This window comes from Castellaniella sp. (genome assembly GCF_034007085.1).
GTDB lineage: Bacteria > Pseudomonadota > Gammaproteobacteria > Burkholderiales > Burkholderiaceae_B > Castellaniella.
Window position 1 is genome coordinate 1 of record NZ_JAVERO010000037.1, and the last position, 17,863, is coordinate 17,863.

The following is a 17,863-nucleotide window of genomic DNA, read 5'->3' on the forward strand; positions in this document are numbered from 1 at the left end:
TCTCAAACCAGCTACGGATCGTTGCCTTGGTAGGCCTTTACCCCACCAACTAGCTAATCCGATATCGGCCGCTCCAATAGTGAGAGGTCTTGCGATCCCCCCCTTTCCCCCGTAGGGCGTATGCGGTATTAGCTGACCTTTCGGCCAGTTATCCCCCGCTACTGGGCACGTTCCGATACATTACTCACCCGTTCGCCACTCGCCGCCAAGAAAGCAAGCTTTCTCGCGCTGCCGTTCGACTTGCATGTGTAAAGCATCCCGCTAGCGTTCAATCTGAGCCAGGATCAAACTCTTCAGTTCAATTCCTGTCATCGTATTTCCTCAACCATCAAAGGTCGGGTCATACGTCGCTATGCTCAAAGAAAGACGAAGTCTGGTTTCTTGAAACCTTACTTCTTCATTTCTGTAGCATGAGCACTTGGTACTTCGGTTTGCTTCTCCGGCCCGCAACAGATCCGTGAGAATCCATCGCACCGGTCAGCGCAACCTGTCATCAAGCGCCCACACTTATCGGCTGTTAAGTTTTTAAAGAACAAATCTGCGTAAAGCAGAGAAACGAGATTATGAAGAACTTTTTATGTCGTGTCAAGCGACTGGTTTTTTCGATCAGCCCGGACCGTGCCCGAACCCCATCGCAACCGCTTGAACAACCAGGCCTTCATGCCCCGCTGTCGAGCCCAAAATTAAAACACGTCCGTATTTCAATGTCAAGCTACCAACTGCCCGGCGTTGCCGCCGATCCTCGCTGCCAACCCAGCCAGCAGATCGGGCCAGAAGCCTGCAGATCCACTCGCTTTGGCCTGCCCCGGATTGGGCTCCAGATCCTGCAGTAAAACCGTAAGACCTAGGGTTAACCCGGGCGCCTGGCGGCAAAGAAACGAGACTATAGCACGCCGTTTTCAGTCCGCGCAAATGACGTCATCAAACTGTCAAAAATCGGACCTCACGTGGGCAGCTCGGTCGTTTCCTTGATGGATTGCAGGGCAAAGCTGCTGCGAATATCGACCACGGCCGGATGTCGCATCAGCGTATCCATGGCGAAACGGGAAAAGGCCGCCAGATCCCGGACCTGGACCCGCAGCAGGTAATCCATATCACCTGACATGGCATAGCACTGGACGACTTCCGGCCAGTTCTGGACATCGCTGGCGAATGCCGACATGGCGCCGTGCTCGGTGCGGTGCGATTTGTCCAGCCGCACGAATATGTATGCCAACAGGCCCAGGCCGAGCTTTTCCGGATCGGCCAGCGCAACGTAGCGGCGGATGTAGCCCTGCTCTTCCAGGCGCTTGACCCGTCTCAGGCAGGGACTGGGCGACAGAGCTACCCGTTGAGCCAGGTCCTGGTTGCTGATCCGGCCGTCACGCTGCAAATGCATCAGGATCAGGCGATCTGTTCTGTCCAGTTCGTCATCAGGCATCATATTGTCTCAACCAGGGATTATTAGATGAATGATTGCTTCTCGGTAGGGAATCGTACCGCATGTTTGCAATTTTTCCCCCCGATATTTTCCCTAAAATTCCAACAGGCATTCCAAGAACAAAGCACGGAGACATACATGAGCACATCCTTCACCTCCTGGGACAATCCCCTGGGCACGGCGGGATTTGAATTCGTGGAATACACGGCGGAAGATCCCGCCGCGCTAGGCCGCGTATTCGAGACCCTGGGATTCCGGGCCATCGCCCGGCATCGCAAGAAAGCCGTCACGCTGTACCGCCAGGGCGCGATCAACTTCCTGGTCAATGCCGAACCCGGTTCCTTCGCGCAGCGCTTCGCACGCCAGCACGGCCCGTCGATCTGCGCCATCGGCCTGCGCGTGCGCGATGCGGCCCGCGCCTATCAACTGGCCCTGGAACGTGGCGCCTGGGGTTTCGATTCACACAGCGGCCCCATGGAACTGAACATCCCTGCCATCAAAGGCATCGGCGATTCGCTGATCTACCTGGTGGACCGCTGGCGCGGCAAGAACGGCCACGGCGGCATCGGCGACATCGGCATCTACGATGTGGACTTCGAGCCCCTGGACCACGCCACCGCCGATGATGATCTGCACCACGCAGGCGCCGGCCTGCTCGACATCGACCACCTGACCCACAATGTGCACCGTGGCCGGATGGCCGAATGGGCCGAATTCTACGCGCGCATCTTCAATTTCAGGGAAATCCGCTATTTCGACATCGAGGGCCAATTGACCGGGGTGAAGTCCAAGGCCATGACCTCGCCCTGTGGGCTGATCCGCATTCCCATCAATGAGGAAGGCGGCGACACCCCCGGTCAGATCCAGGAATACCTGGACCAGTACCGGGGCGAAGGCATTCAGCACATCGCCCTGTCCACAAACGACATCTACCGCACCGTGGAGCAGCTGAGCGGCCGTGTGAAATTCCTGAGCACTCCCGACACCTACTACGAACTGCTGGACCGGCGGCTGCCGGGCCACGGCGAAGATGTGGCACGCCTGCGCCGCAACCGCATCCTGCTGGACGGCGCACCGGGCGGCGGTCTGCTGCTGCAGATATTCACCGCGAATCAGATCGGGCCGATTTTCTTCGAGATCATCCAGCGCAAGGGCAACGACGGCTTCGGGGAAGGCAATTTCAAGGCACTGTTCGAATCCATCGAACTGGACCAGATCCGCCGGGGCGTGCTGCGATCCTGACGCACGCGGCCAGTCACTGCAGGCCGGTGCGCAGCAGATGCGCGTAGCGCTGGCGGAATTTCGCCAGCTTGGGCGCAATGACGAGCTGGCAATAACCCTGCCCCGGATTGCGCCGATAGTATTCGCGATGCAGGTCTTCGGCTGGCCAGAACGGGCCCGCCGCCTCGATCCGGGTCACGATCGGGTCATCGAAGACGGCCTGCGCCTGGGCGCGGACAGCCTGGGCCAGATCCCGTTGTGCCTCGCCCTGGTAAAAAATGACCGAAGCATACTGCGGCCCCGTGTCATTGCCCTGGCGATCGAGCGTGGTCGGGTCGTGCGTGCCGAAGAAGACCTCCAGCAGCGTACGATAGCCAACCCGCTGGGGATCGAACACGACCTGCACGACCTCGACGTGGCCCGTGTCCTGGCGACAGACCTGTTCGTAGGTAGGGTGATCGACATGGCCGCCGCAATAGCCAGGGCGCACACCCAGCACGCCGTCCAGGGCCCTGAACACCGGTTCCATGCACCAAAAGCAGCCGCCGCCCAAAATCGCGGTCTCGGGCACAGGGTTTGCGGAGTTTTCCATGCTGTTTTCCTTACCTGGTTTGCGCACTGGGCCGGACGCAGCGATCAATGCGCCGGGGACGGATCCTGCAATGACAGGATCCATTTTGCCAGACGCCGCGCATCGGCGTCGGGCAGACGGATCTGGGCCGGCATGGGGATCGCCCCCCATTGGCCACGGCTGCCTTCGCGCATGACGCGGGCCAGGTGTTCGGTGGCCTCGGGGCGGCCCTGGAAGCGTTCCGCGATGGCGCGAAACGGCGGTCCGACTCGGCGGGCATCGACCTGATGGCAGCCCAGGCATTGACGCTGGCCAGCCAGCGCCAGCCCATCGATCGTCATGCCGCTGCCCGCCTGGGCCTGCGCCGCGCACAGCGTCAGCGTTCCTGCCAACACGATCCTGATCGCCTTGCCACGCCCCATTGCCTGGCCCGTCCTCTGCTCATGTCCGATCACGGTATTATCCATGATTGTGTCTTTTCCACTGGCCGCAATCCATGCCCTTTCCCTACATTGACCCCATCGCCCTGCAGGTCGGTCCCCTGGCGATCCACTGGTACGGTCTCATGTACCTGGCCGGCTTCGGCCTGGCCTGGTTGCTGGGGCGCTGGCGCATCCAGCACAACCTCGCGCCCGCCGGACTGACGCTGCGCGACCTGGAAGACATCATCTTCTACGGGGTGCTGGGCGTGGTGCTGGGCGGGCGCCTGGGTTACGTGCTGTTCTACAAATTCGACGATTATCTGGCGCACCCCCTGTCGATCTTCGAGGTCTGGCAAGGCGGCATGTCCTTTCACGGCGGTCTGATCGGCGTCACCCTGGCCATGCTGTTCTTCGCCCGCAGGCGCGGCCAGCCGCTGCTGGCAATCGGGGATTTCATCACCCCCTTGATCCCCCTGGGACTGGCCGCCGGGCGACTGGGCAATTTCATCAATGGCGAACTGTGGGGCCGCCCCACCGACCTGCCCTGGGGCATGATCTTTCCGGGGGCACAGGACGGCGTGCCACGCCATCCCTCGCAACTGTACGAAATGGGGCTGGAAGGTTTCGCCCTGTTCATCCTAGTGTGGTGGTTTGCCCGCAGGCCCCGCCCAACAGGCCAGGTCGGCGCCGTGTTCCTGATGGGCTATGGGCTGTTCCGGTTCCTGGTGGAATTCACTCGTGAACCGGACGATTTCCTGGGACTGCTGGCCGGGGGCCTGTCGATGGGCCAATTGCTGTCGCTGCCCATGATCCTGATCGGCCTGGCCCTGTTCATTTGGGCTGCAAGACGATCGTCCCCTGCACCGACACGCTGACGCGCTCACGGCCACCTTCGACGGGCGCGGCGGCCTTGTCGGCCACCATGGCACTCATCATCCGAGGCATGGGCGCGGGCGGCATGGCATCCTGTCCGCCCAGATCGATGGTGTGAAAACGATAGCTGGCAAAGCCCAGGGCCTGGGTCAACGCCTGGGCACGCGCCTTGAATGCCTCGACCGCCTGGCCCAGCAATTTCTGTTCTTCGGCAGTGCGTCGTTCCCGCGAAACCGAGAACGCCATGCCGGCAATCGGCATGCGGTCGCCCAGACTGGCCGCCAGTTTCGAGACCGCAGGAAAATCTTGCGATTCCAGCAGGATTTCGGCCTGGCCGCGCCATTCGGCGATCTTGCCATCACGATCGGTCGTCGGCCAGATCCGGTAGGATCCGCTGCGGGCTTCGATTCCTTGGTGCCCCTTGGCCTGTTTCATGACCGAATCCAGGCGCTGGTTCAAGGCCTCGGCGACTTCGGTCTGCGACGCCCCGGACAATTCCGCCGCCAGGGTGATTTCCACGGTGTCCTGTCCGACCTCGGACGAGGCCTCGGCCGACAGCGAGGCACGAGGTTCGTCGGGTTCAGCCGCATACGCCGCTACGGGCAGCACCGTGACCGCCAGAGCCAGCGACAGGCCTGCCAGAAATTGTTTGCGATTGCGCACGCCTCGATACATTTCTCGCTCCGATAAAGACGAAAGCCCGTCGTAATTCAACGACGAGCTTTCTGGTAATGCCCCACCTGTGCCGTCTAGGCCGGCATCCCGGAACCGAGGGTTCACGGTGGTCGCCATCAGTCAGATTTCGGGCTGTCCAGTGAAGGCAGCGCTCCTGTCTGTCAATCCAGCAACCTATGCCTATAGCATTGGTTCAAGGAATGTGTGGCCAGGTCACGAACACGGTAGGGACTTGAACGGCCGGATAGCCTGGCGCATCCGGAGAACAAACGGTCAAACGGCAGTGCCCAGGACTTCGTCGAGCATGTCGTTCATGGATTCGATTTTACCCTTGAAATCGCCCAAGGCAATATTCCCCAGCGGTCCATCGGGCGCGCGCATACTGAGCAGTTCGTTGGCGATCTGGATGGCCGCCATCACGGCAATGCGTTCGTTGCTGGCAATCTTGCCGGCACCCTTGACCGCCAGCATGCGCTGGTCAACCAGCCGCACGGCGGACAGCAGGGCATCTTTTGCTTCGGGGGGGCAGGCCAGCGAATAATCGCGGCCAAGGATGACGACATCGACGCGTTCCATGCTGCGCGACTCCTTGGTAGGTATGAACGCGCCTAGGCTTGCGCGCCGGGCAGACGTTCGAGGATGAGTTCGATCTGCTGCTGAGCGCCGGTGGCGGCCTCGCGCAGGCGGTCGCGTTCGGATTCGGTCTGGACCAGGCGGCGTTGCAGGGAATCGGAACGGATCTGGTGGTCGCGCAGGTCGGATTCCAGCGCCGCCTGGCGCTGCCCGGATTCTGCTCGCGCGGCCTGGAGTTCCTGGTCATGACATGCGAGCCTTTCGGCCAGCCGGGCGGCTTCCTGGCTGTCACGCAATTGCTGGTCCTTCAGGGACTGGCATTCCTGTTCGAGTTGCTGGATCCGGGTCCGCAACGCAGCGCGTTCGGATTGCAGGTCCCGGGCGAGCTGGACGGCCTGGCGGATGCGCAGGGACAATGCGTCAAGGTCTTGGAGCATGCGGTCAAACCTTCTGGGGTGCCGGCGCGATGCGCCACGAAAGCAATTGAATCATACTTGTTCAGGCCGTGAGCTTTGGGGAACCGGCGCATCCGCCGTCCGCGCGGCGGAATCGCCGTGCCGCCCCCCGCCGCGATGACGCAGATAACGGTTTTCCCGACCACGCCGGAACAGCAGCCCGGACAGTTCATTGAGCGCCAGGGAATAGACTTCGCGCTTGAATTCGATGACGGCTTCCAGTGGCACCCAATAGGCGTTCCAGCGCCAGGCATCGAATTCCGGCGTGTCGGTCGCACGCAAGCTGACATCGCTGTCGCGGCCCACCATGCGCAACAGGAACCAGATCTGTTTCTGGCCCTTGTAATGGCCGCGCAATTCACGGCGCACGTAATGATCCGGCACGGTATAGCGCAGCCAGTCCCGGGTCCGTCCCAGAATGCGGACATGTTCGGCCCGCAGGCCGGTTTCCTCGTGGAGTTCGCGGTACATCGCCTGCACGGGGGTTTCGCCGTGCTTGATGCCCCCCTGGGGGAACTGCCATGCATGTTCCTTGATGCGCTTGCCCCAGAACACCTCGTTTTTCTGGTTCACGAGAATGATGCCGACATTCGGGCGGTAGCCTTCGCGATCCAACATGGGCCACCTCGATTGTGAATTCAATACAATTACCGTCGATTATACGTACCAACCGGAATCCCTACCATGCGCGCCAGCCAGTATCACCTGAATACCCTGAAGGAGGCCCCCGCCGAAGCGGAAGTCGTCAGCCACCAGTTAATGACGCGGGCGGGCATGATCCGCAAGATCGCCGGAGGCGTCTACACCTACATGCCGATGGGCCTGAAGGTCCTGCGCAAGATCGAAGCCATCGTGCGCGAAGAAATGAATCGCGCCGGCGCCATCGAATTGCTGATGCCGGTCGTGCAGCCCGCCGAACTCTGGCAGGAATCGGGCCGCTGGGAACAGTATGGCGCCGAACTCCTGCGCATCAAGGACCGCCATCAGCGCGACTTTGTGCTGCAGCCGACATCCGAGGAAGTCATCACGGACATTGCCCGCAACGAGATCCACAGCTGGCGCCAGCTGCCGGTGAATTTCTATCATATCCAGACGAAGTTCCGCGACGAACGCCGACCGCGCTTCGGCCTGATGCGTGGGCGTGAATTCACCATGAAGGACGCCTATTCCTTCGACCGCAACGAGGCCGCCGCCCAGGCCAGCTACGACACCATGTATGCCGCCTACCAACGCATCTTCACGCGCCTGGGGCTGCAATTTCGCGCGGTGGCCGCCGATACCGGCTCGATCGGCGGCACGCGCAGCCACGAATTCCAGGTCATCGCCGACACCGGCGAGGATCTGCTCGTCTACAACCCGGATTCGGACTACGCCGCCAATATCGAACTGGCCGAGGCCCCCTGCCTGCTGCCCGAGCGCGAACCCGCGCGCGAAACCATGGAAAAGCGCGCCACGCCCGACGCGCCCAAATGCGAACTGGTGGCCGAACAACTGGGCCTGCCGCTGTCGCGCACGGTCAAGTCCGTCGTCCTGGCCACCGATCCCCCAAAAGGCCCTGCCCGTCTGTGGCTGTTGCTGATCCGGGGCGACCACGAAACCAACGAGGTCAAGGTCGGCAAACTGCCCGGTTTCGAGCACGGCCACCGGCTGGCGACCGAGGCCGAAATCGAAGCCGTATTCCATTGCGCCCCAGGCTATCTGGGGCCCGTCGGACTGGACCCGCAGGCCGTCACCGTGATCGCCGACCACACCGTTGCCCACATGGGCGATTTCGTCTGCGGCGCCAACGAGGCCGGCTACCACCTGAGCGGCGTGAACTGGGGGCGCGACCTGCCCGAGCCTGCCCTGGTGGCCGACCTGCGCAACGTCGTGGCGGGCGACCCCGACCCGCGCGGCGGTACCCTGGCGATCCAGCGCGGCATCGAAGTCGGTCACGTATTCTTTCTGGGGGACAAATATTCGCGCGCCTTGAACGCGACCTTTCTGGAAACGGACGGCAAGCCGACCGTGCTGCAAATGGGCTGCTACGGAATCGGCATCAGCCGGATCTCGGCCGCTGCCATCGAACAGAACCACGACGAGCGCGGCATGATCTGGCCACGTGCCATCGCCCCCTTTGAAGTCGTGCTGTGCCCGATCGGCATCGGCAAGAGCGAGGCCGTGCGCGAAGCCGCCGAATCCCTGTACCAGGCCCTGCAGGCCCAGGGGGTGGACGTGATCCTGGACGACCGGGATGCCCGGCCGGGCATCATGTTCGCCGACTGGGAACTGATCGGCGTGCCGCTGCGCGTGACGCTGGGCGAACGCGGCCTGAAGGACGGCATCGTCGAAATCCAGGCGCGGCGCGACACGCAGTCACAACGCATCCCCCAGGCTGACGCGCTGGCACACATCCTGGAACATCTGCAATCCCTGTAGCCTCGGCACCCCGCCTGTCGCCCCGGTGCCTGGCGCCGGTGTCACAAGGCCTCACCAAAAAATGCATCAGGATCGAACCAATCCCCCCGGCGAACTGTCCATTCGCGTATATTACGAAGACACCGACACGGGTGGCGTCGTGTACTACGCGAACTATCTCAAATTTTTCGAACGTGGTCGCACGGAATGGCTGCGCGCGCTCGGAATGGATCAACACACTCTCGCAACTCAGGAACAGATGATGTTTGTGGTCAAGCATGCGGACATTGCCTACCGGCAACCAGCCCGCCTGGACGACTGCATTCTCGTCCGAACGGCCTTGACCGGACTGGGGGCTTCGACGATCCGCTTCGGCCAGCAGGCCCTGCGCGGCGACACCCTGCTCGCCAGCGCAGACATCCAGGTCTGCACGGTCCATGCCCTCAGTTTCAAACCCATCCGTTTCTCCCCTTCCATCCGGGAACTACTGAAAAACCATGCAAGCCTCTAGCGATTTGTCGCTGCTGTCCCTCATTGGCAACGCCAGCCTGCCCGTGCAGATCGTGATGCTGATCCTGCTCGGCGCCTCGATCCTGTCCTGGGCCTATATCTTCAGCAAACGGGCTGCCCTGCGGCGCGCCGACGAGCAGACCCGCCGCTTCGAAGACGATTTCTGGGCCGGCGGCGACCTGACCGTCCTGCAACAGGCCATCGCCAGCCGCCGCAACGAACACGGCGCGCTGGCGCGCATCTTTGACGCGGGCATGACCGAATTCGTCAAGGCACGCCGCTCGTCCAGCCGGGGCGACGCGCTGCTGGACGCCCCCCGGCGCGCCATGAAAGCAGCCTTCCAGCGGGAAATGGACAGCCTGGAATCGCACCTCAACTTCCTGGCATCCACCGGCTCGGTCAGCCCCTACATCGGGCTGCTGGGCACCGTCTGGGGCATCATGCACGCCTTCATGGGGCTGTCCACGATGCAGCAGGCGACCCTGGCTGCCGTCGCCCCAGGGATCGCCGAAGCCCTGATCGCAACCGCCATCGGTCTGTTTGCCGCCATCCCTGCCGTGCTGGCATACAACCGCTACACCAATCAAATCGACCGGCTCTCGATCCGCTTCGAGAGCTTCGTCGAAGAATTCCTGAATATCCTTCAGCGCCAGGCGCACTAGCGCCTGCCCACACGAACCAAGGAGTCGCGGAGAAATGACTTCGCTCAGCAGCCGTCGCTCACGCCGCATGAAAAACGACATCAACGTCGTGCCCTACATCGACGTCATGCTGGTTCTGCTGGTGATCTTCATGGTCACCGCACCCATGATCACTCCGGGCCAGATCGAACTGCCCTCGGTCGGCACGGCCTCTGACGTCCCCGTCCAGCCCATCGAGGTCCAGATCGATGCCCAAGGCGCGCTCGCCCTGCGGGTCCGCGAGGGCGGCGCCTCGTTCCGGCCCATCGACAAGGCCAATCTGCTGGCCGAAATCCGCACCGTCGCCACAGCGGATACCCCGGTGGTGATTTCCGCCGACGGCAAAGTCCCCTATGAATCCGTGATGCAAGTCATGGACCAGCTGCGCAACGGCGGGATCGGCAAACTCGGGTTGCTGGTCAACCAGAACGCCCCAGCCGCGCGCTGACGCCCACCCCATGAACCTGTTCGACCGTTTCTTCAACACCGATGCCGACGCCGAGGCCCGCCCCGGCGCACGCGACGACCGGCGCGGCCTGCTCATCTCCGTGGTTGCCCATGGGCTGCTGATCCTGCTGATGGTGGTGGGCTTCTCCACAGCACCCGACAACCCCGGACCAGTCCAGGTCGAACTCTGGGCGCAAGGCACGGTGGCCGAAGCCGCCGCGCCTCAGGAACAGCCCGAAGAACAGCAGCCCGAGCCCGCACCGGAACCCGAACCGACGCCCGAACCCGACGACCAGGCAGCCCGCCTGGCCGCAGAACAGGCCGAAGCCGCACGCCAGGCACAGCTGGCCGAAGCCCGTGCCAAGGCAGCCGCAGCCGCCCAGGCCAAGGCCGATGCCGAAATCGCCCTGGCCAAGGAACGTCAGGCACGCGAAGACATGGAACGCCGCCTGGCCGAACAGGAAGCCCGCGAGAAAGCAGAAAAAGAAGCCGCCGAACAGGCTGCCAAGGAAAAAGCGGCAAAGGAAAAGGCGGCAAAGGCCGCAGCCGAAAAAGCGGCCGCTGAAAAGGCTGCCCGAGAAAAAGCCGAACAGGAAAAGGCTGCCGCTGAAAAGGCCGCCAAGGAAAAGGCCGAAAAAGAAGCCGCCGAACAGGCCGCAAAGAAAAAAGCCGAACAGGAAAAGGCCGCCAAGGAAGCCGCCGAGAAAGCCGCCCGAGAAAAAGCAGCCAAGGAAAAGGCCGCAGCCGAGGCCAAGCGCCAGGCCCTGAGGGCCGCCATGCGCGGCGATGCCCTGGAAGCCGCCGGCATCCCCAACGGCAATGCCGACCGTAACCAGCGCGGCGGTGGCGGCAACGATGGCTACGCAGCCAAGGTGCGGGCCTGCGTCCAGCCTGGCGTGGTCTACAACGTGCCCCCACGCAACGGCTCGGCCAACCCCACAGCAAGTTTCCGTACCCGACTGGCCCCCAACGGGCAAGTCCAGGGCGTCGACCTGACCCGGTCCTCAGGCAATCCCCGTTTCGATGATGCCGTCCAGAAGGGGATCCTGGCCTGCTCGCCCTTCCCGAAACCGCCTGGCGGCAAGTATCCGTCGTATATTGACGTGGACTACCGCATGTACGACTAAGGAGATCGTCCCCATGACCGTATTCACAGCCTCCGGCTTCATCGGCCGCCTCTGGCGGCGCGCTGCCTCGGCCGGCCTGGGCCTCGCGCTGGCCGCCGCAGGCGCCACGGCGGCCCATGCGCAATTGCGCGTCGACATTTCCGGCGTCGGCGCGACCCAGTATCCGATTGCCATCGCCGACTTCGCTGGCGCCATCAGCGCCACCTCGGTTCCCGAGGTGATCCGCGCCGACCTGACCCGCTCCGGCCAGTTCCGCCTCATCAGCGCCTCGGGCGCCGGCCTGGACGTCCAGAGCAAAATCGACTATGGCACCTGGCAAGCGCGCGGCGCTGACTACCTGGCCTACGGCACGGTGGCGCAAAATGGCAGCCAGTACACGATCAGCTACCGGCTGGTTGACAATGTCCGCAAGGCCGAACTGGACCAGGCAACCTACAGCGGCACCGAAGCCGAATTGCGCCGGATCTCCCATCGGATCGCCGACCGGATCTACGAAAAAATCACGGGCGTACGTGGCGTGTTCTCCACCCGGATCGCCTATGTGTTGCAGACCAGCAACGGCTATGAGTTACAAATTGCTGACGCCGACGGCCAGAACCCACAGGTTATGTTGCGCTCGAAACAATCGATCATCTCGCCCGCCTGGTCGCCGGATGGCTCACGGCTGGCCTATGTCAGCTTCGAATCGGGTAAATCGGTGATCTACGTGCAGACGCTCGCAACCGGACAGCGCCAGCCAGTCGCCAACTACAAGGGCAATAACAGCGCGCCGGCCTGGTCGCCAGACGGCCATCGCATGGCCATCGTGCTGTCAAGAGACGGCATTTCCCAGATCTATACCATCAACACGGACGGATCCGACCTGCGCCGGGTCATGCGTTCCCCGCTGATCGACACCGAACCCCGCTTCACCCCCGACGGCCAGTCCCTGGTCTTCACCAGCGACCGCGGCGGCAGCCCGCAAATCTACAAAGTCCCGGCGGGCGGTGGGGATGCTCAGCGATTGACCTTTTCGGGCAGTTACAATATCTCACCCAGGATCTCGCCAGATGGACAGCAACTGGTGTACGTTACTCGTAGAAACGGTGCCTTCAGGATTGCAAGCCTCGCCTTGAATTCGGGCTCCGAACAGATTCTGACGGACGGCCCGGACGACCAATCCCCCAGCTACGCGCCCAATGGAATGCAGGTGCTCTACAGCGCCATCCAGAACGGCCGCAGCGTGCTGGCGGTGACCTCGATCGACGGACGCGTGCGCCAAACGCTGTCGGTGCTCAACGGCAAGGTCCGTGAGCCCGCCTGGGGACCTTTCACAGACTGATTTTTTCGTGTGACTCTTCTTTCTTCTAAAGGACATTCAATGAGCTCGCGCATCACCAGGACCCTGACCATCGCCGCCATCGCCGCCTCGCTGGCCGCCTGCAGCTCCGTGCCGCTGGACCAGAACGGCTCGGGCACCGGCTCCGATTCGGCGTCCACTGGGCAAATCATGGATCCCTTCAATCCGCAAAGCCCGCTCGCGCAACAACGCTCGGTCTACTTCGATTTCGACAGCTATACGGTGCCCGAACAGTACCGCAGCGTCGTCGAAATGCATGCCAGCTACCTGACCAGCCACCAGGGCCAGAAAGTCCGCGTGGAAGGCAACACCGATGCGCGCGGCAGCACCGAATATAATCTGGCTCTGGGCCAGCGCCGTTCGGATGCCGTGGCGCGCATGATGACGCTGCTGGGTGTCAACGCCAACCAGATCGAAGCGATCAGCTTCGGCAAGGAACGTCCCAAGGCCCTGGGCAATACCGAAGCCGATTACGCCGAGAACCGCCGCGCCGACATCAACTACCAGCGTTGATCGTCAATCAGGCGGTGACAGCGCCGTAGCGGCCCCCGCTACGGCGTTTTTCATTGAAGACGGAAGACTCATGACTGCATTCCTTCGCCCGCACATCCTGTCCGCCGCCCTGCTGGCCCTGACGCTGGCGGCACCAGCCGCCCAGGCCTTTTCCGACGACGAGGCGCGCCGTGCCATCCTGGAACTGCGTACGCAGCTCAAACAGATGAACGACCAGAACCTGCAGGCCCGCCTGCAACTGGCCGACCAGATGGATCTGCTGCACCAGGAAATCGCCACGCTGCGCGGACGGATCGAAGAGCTGAGCCAACACGCAGCACCAGCCAACAACAGCAATGCCCCGCAGACGCCGCAGACCGGCGATCCCCAGGAACAAGCCGCCTACGAAGCCGCTGCCGATCAATACCGCAACGGCCGTTACAAAGAAGCCGCCGCGGCTTTCTCGACCTTTCTCCAGTCCTATCCTGACAGCAGCCTGGCGGGCGACGCCCAGTTCTACCTGGGCAGCAGCCAATACGCCTCCAAGGACTTCAAGCATTCCATCCAGACCATGCAGTCGCTGGTGAAAAACCGGCCTGCCGATCCCCGGGCGCCCGACGCCTTGCTGGTCGTGGCCGCTGACCAGATCGAACTCAACGACCTGAAAGGGGCCAAGGCCAGCCTGCAGCGCATCATCAAGGACTACCCCGGCAGCGCATCCGCCGAGACGGCCAAGAACCGCCTGAAGCTGCTGTAATGCCGGCCTCGCGCACCGCAGAACCACCGCACCATGTACTCCCCCTGCCCGACGGCAGTCTGCACTACACGCAGGCTGGCTCGGGAGCGGGTGCGCCGATCCTGCTGATCCACGGTTCGCTGTGCGACTACCGATACTGGCGCTGGCAGACGCCGGCCTTTGCCGACAGGCATCTCGTCATCGCGCCCAGCTTGCGCGGCTGCTGGCCCGACAGGCGGTCTCACCCCCAAGATGGATATGCCATCACCCGCCATGCCAGCGATCTGGCGCATCTGCTGCGCGCACTCGACGCATACGATGGCGCCCATGTCGTGGGGCATTCAAGAGGGGCCCAGGTCGCCCTGGCCCTGGCGTGCCAGGCACCGGAACTGTGCCGATCGCTGACGCTGGCCGACCCCGGATTCCGCTTCACGGATGAACCCGAAACGCCTGTTTTCTACGCTGACGCCGTCCAGCGGCTGCAGGATGGCGACACCGAAGGAGCCATCGAGCAATTCATCGATACGGTCAATGGCGCCGACACCTGGCGCAAGATGGTCGGCTGGTTCAAGGACATGGTGCGGGACAATGCCACCACGCTGCTGTCGCAGGTCCGCGAAGCCAACCTGCCAGTCGACCCGCAGGCTGCAGCCGCCCTGCCCTGCCCGGTGCTGCTGGTCGGCGGGGCACTCAGCCCCGCCAAGTACGGCACGCGCCTGGACCGGTTGCAGCAATTGCTGCCGCAGGCCCGCCGCGCGCGCATCGCCCTGGCCGCCCACGGCATGAACCTGGCCAACCCCAGGACCTTCAATCGCACGGTCCTGGAGTTTGTTGCGGGGGTCTGAACCCCGTGATCAGTGTTGCATGTGCGCGTGGTCGTCGGCACCCGACATGGCCTTGGGCGATTTGATTTCGCAGGTCGTGGAGAACGTGTCACCATTGGCCAGCGTCAGGTTCAGCTGCACGGAATCACCGATCTTCAGGCCTTCGCGCGGCTGTTCCAGCATCACGTGATAGCTGCCCGGTTTGAACGCCAGGTCCTTGCCCGCCGGGATGGTGACCTGGTGGACCATGGCCATCTTGCTCATGCCGTCGGATTCAGTGGTTTCGTGCAGCATGACCATGCCATAGTCAGGCGAATGCGCCCCCGTCAGCACGGCATCTTCGGAACCCGCGTTATGCGCCACAAAGAAGCCCCCCGAAGGCGCCGGAGGCGGGATCATGCGGATCCAGCAATCGGAGGCCGTCACGGTGGCGGATACCTTGCCCGAAGCGGCTGCCGGCGCATGGTCCTGCGCCCAGGCAGAAGCCGCCAGCAGCATGCCAGCCGAGATTGCTAAGGTACGCGTCAAGGTTTTCTTCATTTCATTACCCAATGATATGGCCTGCAGGCCGCCTGGGCGGCCCTGGGGCGGACCCGGCCGGAACGCCGGCCGAAGCGGCCGGGCAGAACATGCAACCCGGCCGGGCCAGTGTACTATGGACTTTTCGACCGCTATTTGCGCCATGTCCAAGTCACTCGAAATCGCAGCCACCCCTCAGGCGCCCGACGATACGGCCCCTGCCGCCCGGATCACCGTCGAGGATTTCCGCGACTTGCTGCACCGCTTGCATCCCTTTTCCTCGGTGCTGGGCATCGAGATCCTGGACATCCAGTATGGACAGGCGACCCTGCGCCTGCCGCCCAGCCCCGCCAATCAGCGGCTGGGCGGCATCGTGGCCGGACCGATGCTGATGGGCCTGGCCGATCTGGCCCTGTATGCCGCCGTGGTCAGCGCCACCGGGGTCGCTGAATCCGTCACGGCCAGCCTGACGATCAATTTTTTGCGCGGCGCGCCCGCTAGCGGGATCGTGGCCCAGGCCAGAATCCTGAAAACCGGCCGCATGACGGCCGGCGAAGTGCTGCTATTGCCCGAAGGCGGCGGGGAACCCGTCGCCCAGGTGATCAGCACCTGGTCGGTCCCCCGGAAAAACTGATGGGTGCCGCCGGCATGCCGTCGCACGGCACGCGAGGCATCAGTTTTTCGTCAGTTTCCCGACCACGCCTTCGACGTAGTAGTCCATGGCATTCAGGCCCTTATCGTCCAGCGCGCCCTCGGACAATACAACCTTGCCTTCGTTGGTCTTGATCGGCGCGGCAAACACATTCAGGGAACCAGCGGCAATGGCGTCTTCCTTGGCCTTGAGGTCGGCCTTCAGGGCGTCATCCACCACCGGGCCGAAGCCTTCGAGCGCAACCATGCCTTCCTTGAAGCCGCCCCAGGTCTGATCGGCCTTCCAGGTGCCATCCAGCATGGCCTTGGCTTCCCGGGTGAAATATTCGCCCCAATGGTGGGTGACCGCGCCCAACTGGGCATGCGGCCCGAACTTCAGCATGTCGGAATGATAGGCGATGGCCCACTTGCCGCGCTCCTCAGCCGCCTGCACGGTCGCCGTCGAATCGGTGTGATGCGTGACAATGTCCGCCCCCTGGTCCAGCAGGGCCAGCGCAGCATCGCGTTCCTTGCCCGGATCGAACCAGCTGTTGACCATGATGACACGTACCGTCGCATCGGGTTTGACACTGCGCAAACCGCGCGTGAAGGCATTGATGCCCTGCAGGACCTCGGGAATCGGATAGGCGCCGACATAACCGATCACGCCAGTCTGGGTCTTGTGCCCGGCCAGGATCCCGGCCACGTAGCGTGCCTGATAGAAGCGGGCGTTGGTGGTGGCGACATTGGGTGCGGTCTTGTACCCGGTGGAATGCACGAACCTGACGTCCGGAAACTGCTTGGCGACCTTGAGGGTCGGATTCATGTAGCCGAAGGACGTGGTGAAGATCAGCTTGTTGCCCTGTTGGGCCAGGTCACGGATGACGCGCTCGGCATCCGCACCTTCGGGCACGTCCTCGACGAACTGGGTTCGGACCTTGTCGCCCAGTTGCTGCTCCATGAATTTGCGGCCCAGGTCCTGCTGCCAGGTCCAGCCCGCCTCGCCAATCGGGCTGACATAGACGAAACCGATCTTCAGGGGGTCCTGCGCAGCGGCAGGGCCGGCGGACCAGAGACACGCTGCGGCAGCGACGGTGGCGGTCAGCGTTCGACGAATCAGGCGGATGTTCATGGGACAGGTCTCCGTGGAAAAGACAATCAATGATTGGGGTTGAACACACGTCCCAGGGACGCGGGCATGTTGATGCGGATCCAGTTCACGTTGCGCGAGATCAGGACCAGCACCAGGATGGTGGCCAGATAGGGCAGCATCGACAGCAGCTGGGACGCAATCGGCACCCCCAGGGCCTGCATGTGGAACGTCAGGATAGTGATGCCGCCGAACAGATACGCCCCGATCAGCACCCGCAGCGGCCGCCAGGTGGCAAACGGCGTCAGTGCCAGGGCGATCCAGCCGCGGCCGGCGACCATGTTCTCGACCCACATCGGCGTATAGACCAGCGACATGAAGGCACCCGCCAAACCGCAGCAGGCCCCACCGAACAGCAAGGCCGCCAGACGGATCCGCCGCACAGGGTAGCCCAGCGCATGGGCGGATTCGGGGGATTCACCCACGGCACGCAGGATCAGCCCCGCGCGCGTGCGGTACAAAAACCAGGTCAGCCCCACGGCCAGCGCCAAAGACCCATAGACCAGAGGATGATGCTGGAACAGCGCTGGCCCGACGAAGGGCAGGTCCGCCAGCCCCGGCACAGCCCAGGACGCAGCCTGGATCGTGGCGCCGACATAAGGCAAGCCGATCGAGGCCGACAGACCGACACCAAAGAGCGACAGCGCCAGGCCACAGGCCACCTGATTGGCGCCCAACCAGACCGCCAGCCAGGCAAACAGGCCGGCCAACAGGGCACCGGCCCCGGCGCCGGCCAGAAAGCCGATGCCGCTGTTCCCGGTCTGCACGGTCACGGCAAAACCCAGGGCCGCCGCCACCAGCA

22 protein-coding genes, 1 rRNA gene and 1 other RNA gene are annotated in these 17,863 nt (G+C 63.1%); 12 read left to right on the forward strand and 12 right to left on the reverse strand.

What is annotated here, in order from left to right:
- Both RBR29_RS05285 and RBR29_RS05290 read right to left on the reverse strand, forming a co-directional pair.
- Positions 1–300: ribosomal RNA gene (locus tag RBR29_RS05285) — 16S ribosomal RNA — on the reverse strand; the annotation flags it as partial.
- Positions 301–943: 643 nt separating this feature from the next.
- The gene (locus RBR29_RS05290) at positions 944–1,420 is read right to left on the reverse strand and encodes an Lrp/AsnC family transcriptional regulator (protein ID WP_320347944.1); all 477 of its coding nucleotides are present in this window, start codon (positions 1,418–1,420) and stop codon (positions 944–946) included.
- 138 nt (positions 1,421–1,558) lie between these two features.
- Between RBR29_RS05290 and hppD the strand changes: the two genes are divergently transcribed.
- Positions 1,559–2,662 (forward strand): 4-hydroxyphenylpyruvate dioxygenase, encoded by a 1,104-nt coding sequence (gene hppD / locus RBR29_RS05295; protein ID WP_320347923.1) that lies wholly within the window; start codon positions 1,559–1,561, stop codon positions 2,660–2,662.
- A 13-nt stretch (positions 2,663–2,675) separates the two neighbouring features.
- Here hppD and msrA read toward each other — a convergent pair whose 3' ends face one another.
- Complete coding sequence (msrA, locus tag RBR29_RS05300) at positions 2,676–3,233, reverse strand: peptide-methionine (S)-S-oxide reductase MsrA (RefSeq protein WP_320347924.1); 558 nt, start codon at positions 3,231–3,233, stop codon at positions 2,676–2,678.
- Between the two features lie 44 nt (positions 3,234–3,277).
- Positions 3,278–3,679, reverse strand: a complete 402-nt coding sequence (locus RBR29_RS05305) for a c-type cytochrome (RefSeq protein WP_320347925.1) — start codon at positions 3,677–3,679, stop codon at positions 3,278–3,280.
- A 29-nt stretch (positions 3,680–3,708) separates the two neighbouring features.
- Here RBR29_RS05305 and lgt point away from each other — a divergent pair, with 29 nt between their 5' ends.
- Positions 3,709–4,509, forward strand: a complete 801-nt coding sequence (gene lgt / locus RBR29_RS05310; protein WP_320347926.1) for a prolipoprotein diacylglyceryl transferase — start codon at positions 3,709–3,711, stop codon at positions 4,507–4,509.
- Here lgt and RBR29_RS05315 read toward each other — a convergent pair.
- The 5 genes from RBR29_RS05315 to RBR29_RS05335 form a co-directional block, all read right to left on the reverse strand.
- A complete protein-coding gene (locus tag RBR29_RS05315; RefSeq protein WP_320347927.1) occupies positions 4,466–5,182 on the reverse strand; it encodes an SIMPL domain-containing protein in 717 nt (238 codons plus the stop codon). The genes lgt and RBR29_RS05315 overlap by 44 nt on opposite strands.
- Positions 5,183–5,236: 54 nt before the next feature.
- Positions 5,237–5,416, reverse strand: a non-coding RNA gene (ssrS, locus tag RBR29_RS05320) — 6S RNA.
- Between the two features lie 39 nt (positions 5,417–5,455).
- Positions 5,456–5,758, reverse strand: a complete 303-nt coding sequence (locus RBR29_RS05325) for a cell division protein ZapA (protein WP_320347928.1) — start codon at positions 5,756–5,758, stop codon at positions 5,456–5,458.
- A gap of 32 nt (positions 5,759–5,790) precedes the next feature.
- Entirely contained in the window at positions 5,791–6,192 is a 402-nt protein-coding gene (locus RBR29_RS05330; RefSeq protein WP_320347929.1) for a hypothetical protein, read from the reverse strand.
- 51 nt (positions 6,193–6,243) lie between these two features.
- Positions 6,244–6,828, reverse strand: coding sequence for an RNA pyrophosphohydrolase (locus RBR29_RS05335; RefSeq protein ID WP_320347930.1), 585 nt, complete (start codon positions 6,826–6,828; stop codon positions 6,244–6,246).
- 66 nt (positions 6,829–6,894) lie between these two features.
- On the opposite strand from RBR29_RS05335, the gene RBR29_RS05340 reads away from it, so the two are divergent.
- From RBR29_RS05340 to RBR29_RS05380, 9 genes are all read left to right on the forward strand, one after another.
- Positions 6,895–8,628 (forward strand): proline--tRNA ligase, encoded by a 1,734-nt coding sequence (locus tag RBR29_RS05340; protein WP_320347931.1) that lies wholly within the window; start codon positions 6,895–6,897, stop codon positions 8,626–8,628.
- 61 nt (positions 8,629–8,689) lie between these two features.
- Positions 8,690–9,118 carry a tol-pal system-associated acyl-CoA thioesterase gene (gene ybgC / locus RBR29_RS05345; protein ID WP_320347932.1) on the forward strand — a complete coding sequence of 143 codons (429 nt, stop codon included), beginning with the start codon at positions 8,690–8,692 and terminating at the stop codon, positions 9,116–9,118.
- Positions 9,105–9,779 carry a protein TolQ gene (gene tolQ / locus RBR29_RS05350; RefSeq protein WP_320347933.1) on the forward strand — a complete coding sequence of 225 codons (675 nt, stop codon included), beginning with the start codon at positions 9,105–9,107 and terminating at the stop codon, positions 9,777–9,779. Before ybgC ends, tolQ begins: the two co-directional genes overlap by 14 nt.
- Before the next feature lie 34 nt (positions 9,780–9,813).
- Complete coding sequence (locus RBR29_RS05355) at positions 9,814–10,245, forward strand: ExbD/TolR family protein (protein WP_320347934.1); 432 nt, start codon at positions 9,814–9,816, stop codon at positions 10,243–10,245.
- A 10-nt stretch (positions 10,246–10,255) separates the two neighbouring features.
- Positions 10,256–11,371: a cell envelope integrity protein TolA gene (tolA, locus tag RBR29_RS05360; RefSeq protein WP_320347935.1), complete on the forward strand. Its 1,116-nt coding sequence runs from the start codon at positions 10,256–10,258 to the stop codon at positions 11,369–11,371.
- 13 nt (positions 11,372–11,384) lie between these two features.
- Positions 11,385–12,692, forward strand: coding sequence for a Tol-Pal system beta propeller repeat protein TolB (tolB, locus tag RBR29_RS05365; protein ID WP_320347936.1), 1,308 nt, complete (start codon positions 11,385–11,387; stop codon positions 12,690–12,692).
- 39 nt (positions 12,693–12,731) lie between these two features.
- Positions 12,732–13,223 carry a peptidoglycan-associated lipoprotein Pal gene (gene pal / locus RBR29_RS05370; protein WP_320347937.1) on the forward strand — a complete coding sequence of 164 codons (492 nt, stop codon included), beginning with the start codon at positions 12,732–12,734 and terminating at the stop codon, positions 13,221–13,223.
- A 70-nt stretch (positions 13,224–13,293) separates the two neighbouring features.
- The gene (ybgF, locus tag RBR29_RS05375) at positions 13,294–13,959 is read left to right on the forward strand and encodes a tol-pal system protein YbgF (protein ID WP_320347938.1); all 666 of its coding nucleotides are present in this window, start codon (positions 13,294–13,296) and stop codon (positions 13,957–13,959) included.
- Positions 13,959–14,783: an alpha/beta hydrolase gene (locus RBR29_RS05380; RefSeq protein WP_320347939.1), complete on the forward strand. Its 825-nt coding sequence runs from the start codon at positions 13,959–13,961 to the stop codon at positions 14,781–14,783. Before ybgF ends, RBR29_RS05380 begins: the two co-directional genes overlap by 1 nt.
- Before the next feature lie 9 nt (positions 14,784–14,792).
- Here RBR29_RS05380 and RBR29_RS05385 read toward each other — a convergent pair whose 3' ends face one another.
- Positions 14,793–15,290 carry a copper chaperone PCu(A)C gene (locus RBR29_RS05385; RefSeq protein WP_320347940.1) on the reverse strand — a complete coding sequence of 166 codons (498 nt, stop codon included), beginning with the start codon at positions 15,288–15,290 and terminating at the stop codon, positions 14,793–14,795.
- 154 nt (positions 15,291–15,444) lie between these two features.
- Here RBR29_RS05385 and RBR29_RS05390 point away from each other — a divergent pair, with 154 nt between their 5' ends.
- Positions 15,445–15,915, forward strand: a complete 471-nt coding sequence (locus RBR29_RS05390; protein WP_320347941.1) for a PaaI family thioesterase — start codon at positions 15,445–15,447, stop codon at positions 15,913–15,915.
- Positions 15,916–15,954: 39 nt separating this feature from the next.
- On the opposite strand, the gene RBR29_RS05395 is transcribed toward RBR29_RS05390, so the two are convergent.
- Positions 15,955–17,043: a BMP family ABC transporter substrate-binding protein gene (locus tag RBR29_RS05395; protein ID WP_320347942.1), complete on the reverse strand. Its 1,089-nt coding sequence runs from the start codon at positions 17,041–17,043 to the stop codon at positions 15,955–15,957.
- A gap of 26 nt (positions 17,044–17,069) precedes the next feature.
- The coding region (locus RBR29_RS05400) for an ABC transporter permease (RefSeq protein WP_320347943.1) at positions 17,070–17,863 on the reverse strand (794 nt) is incomplete at its 5' end.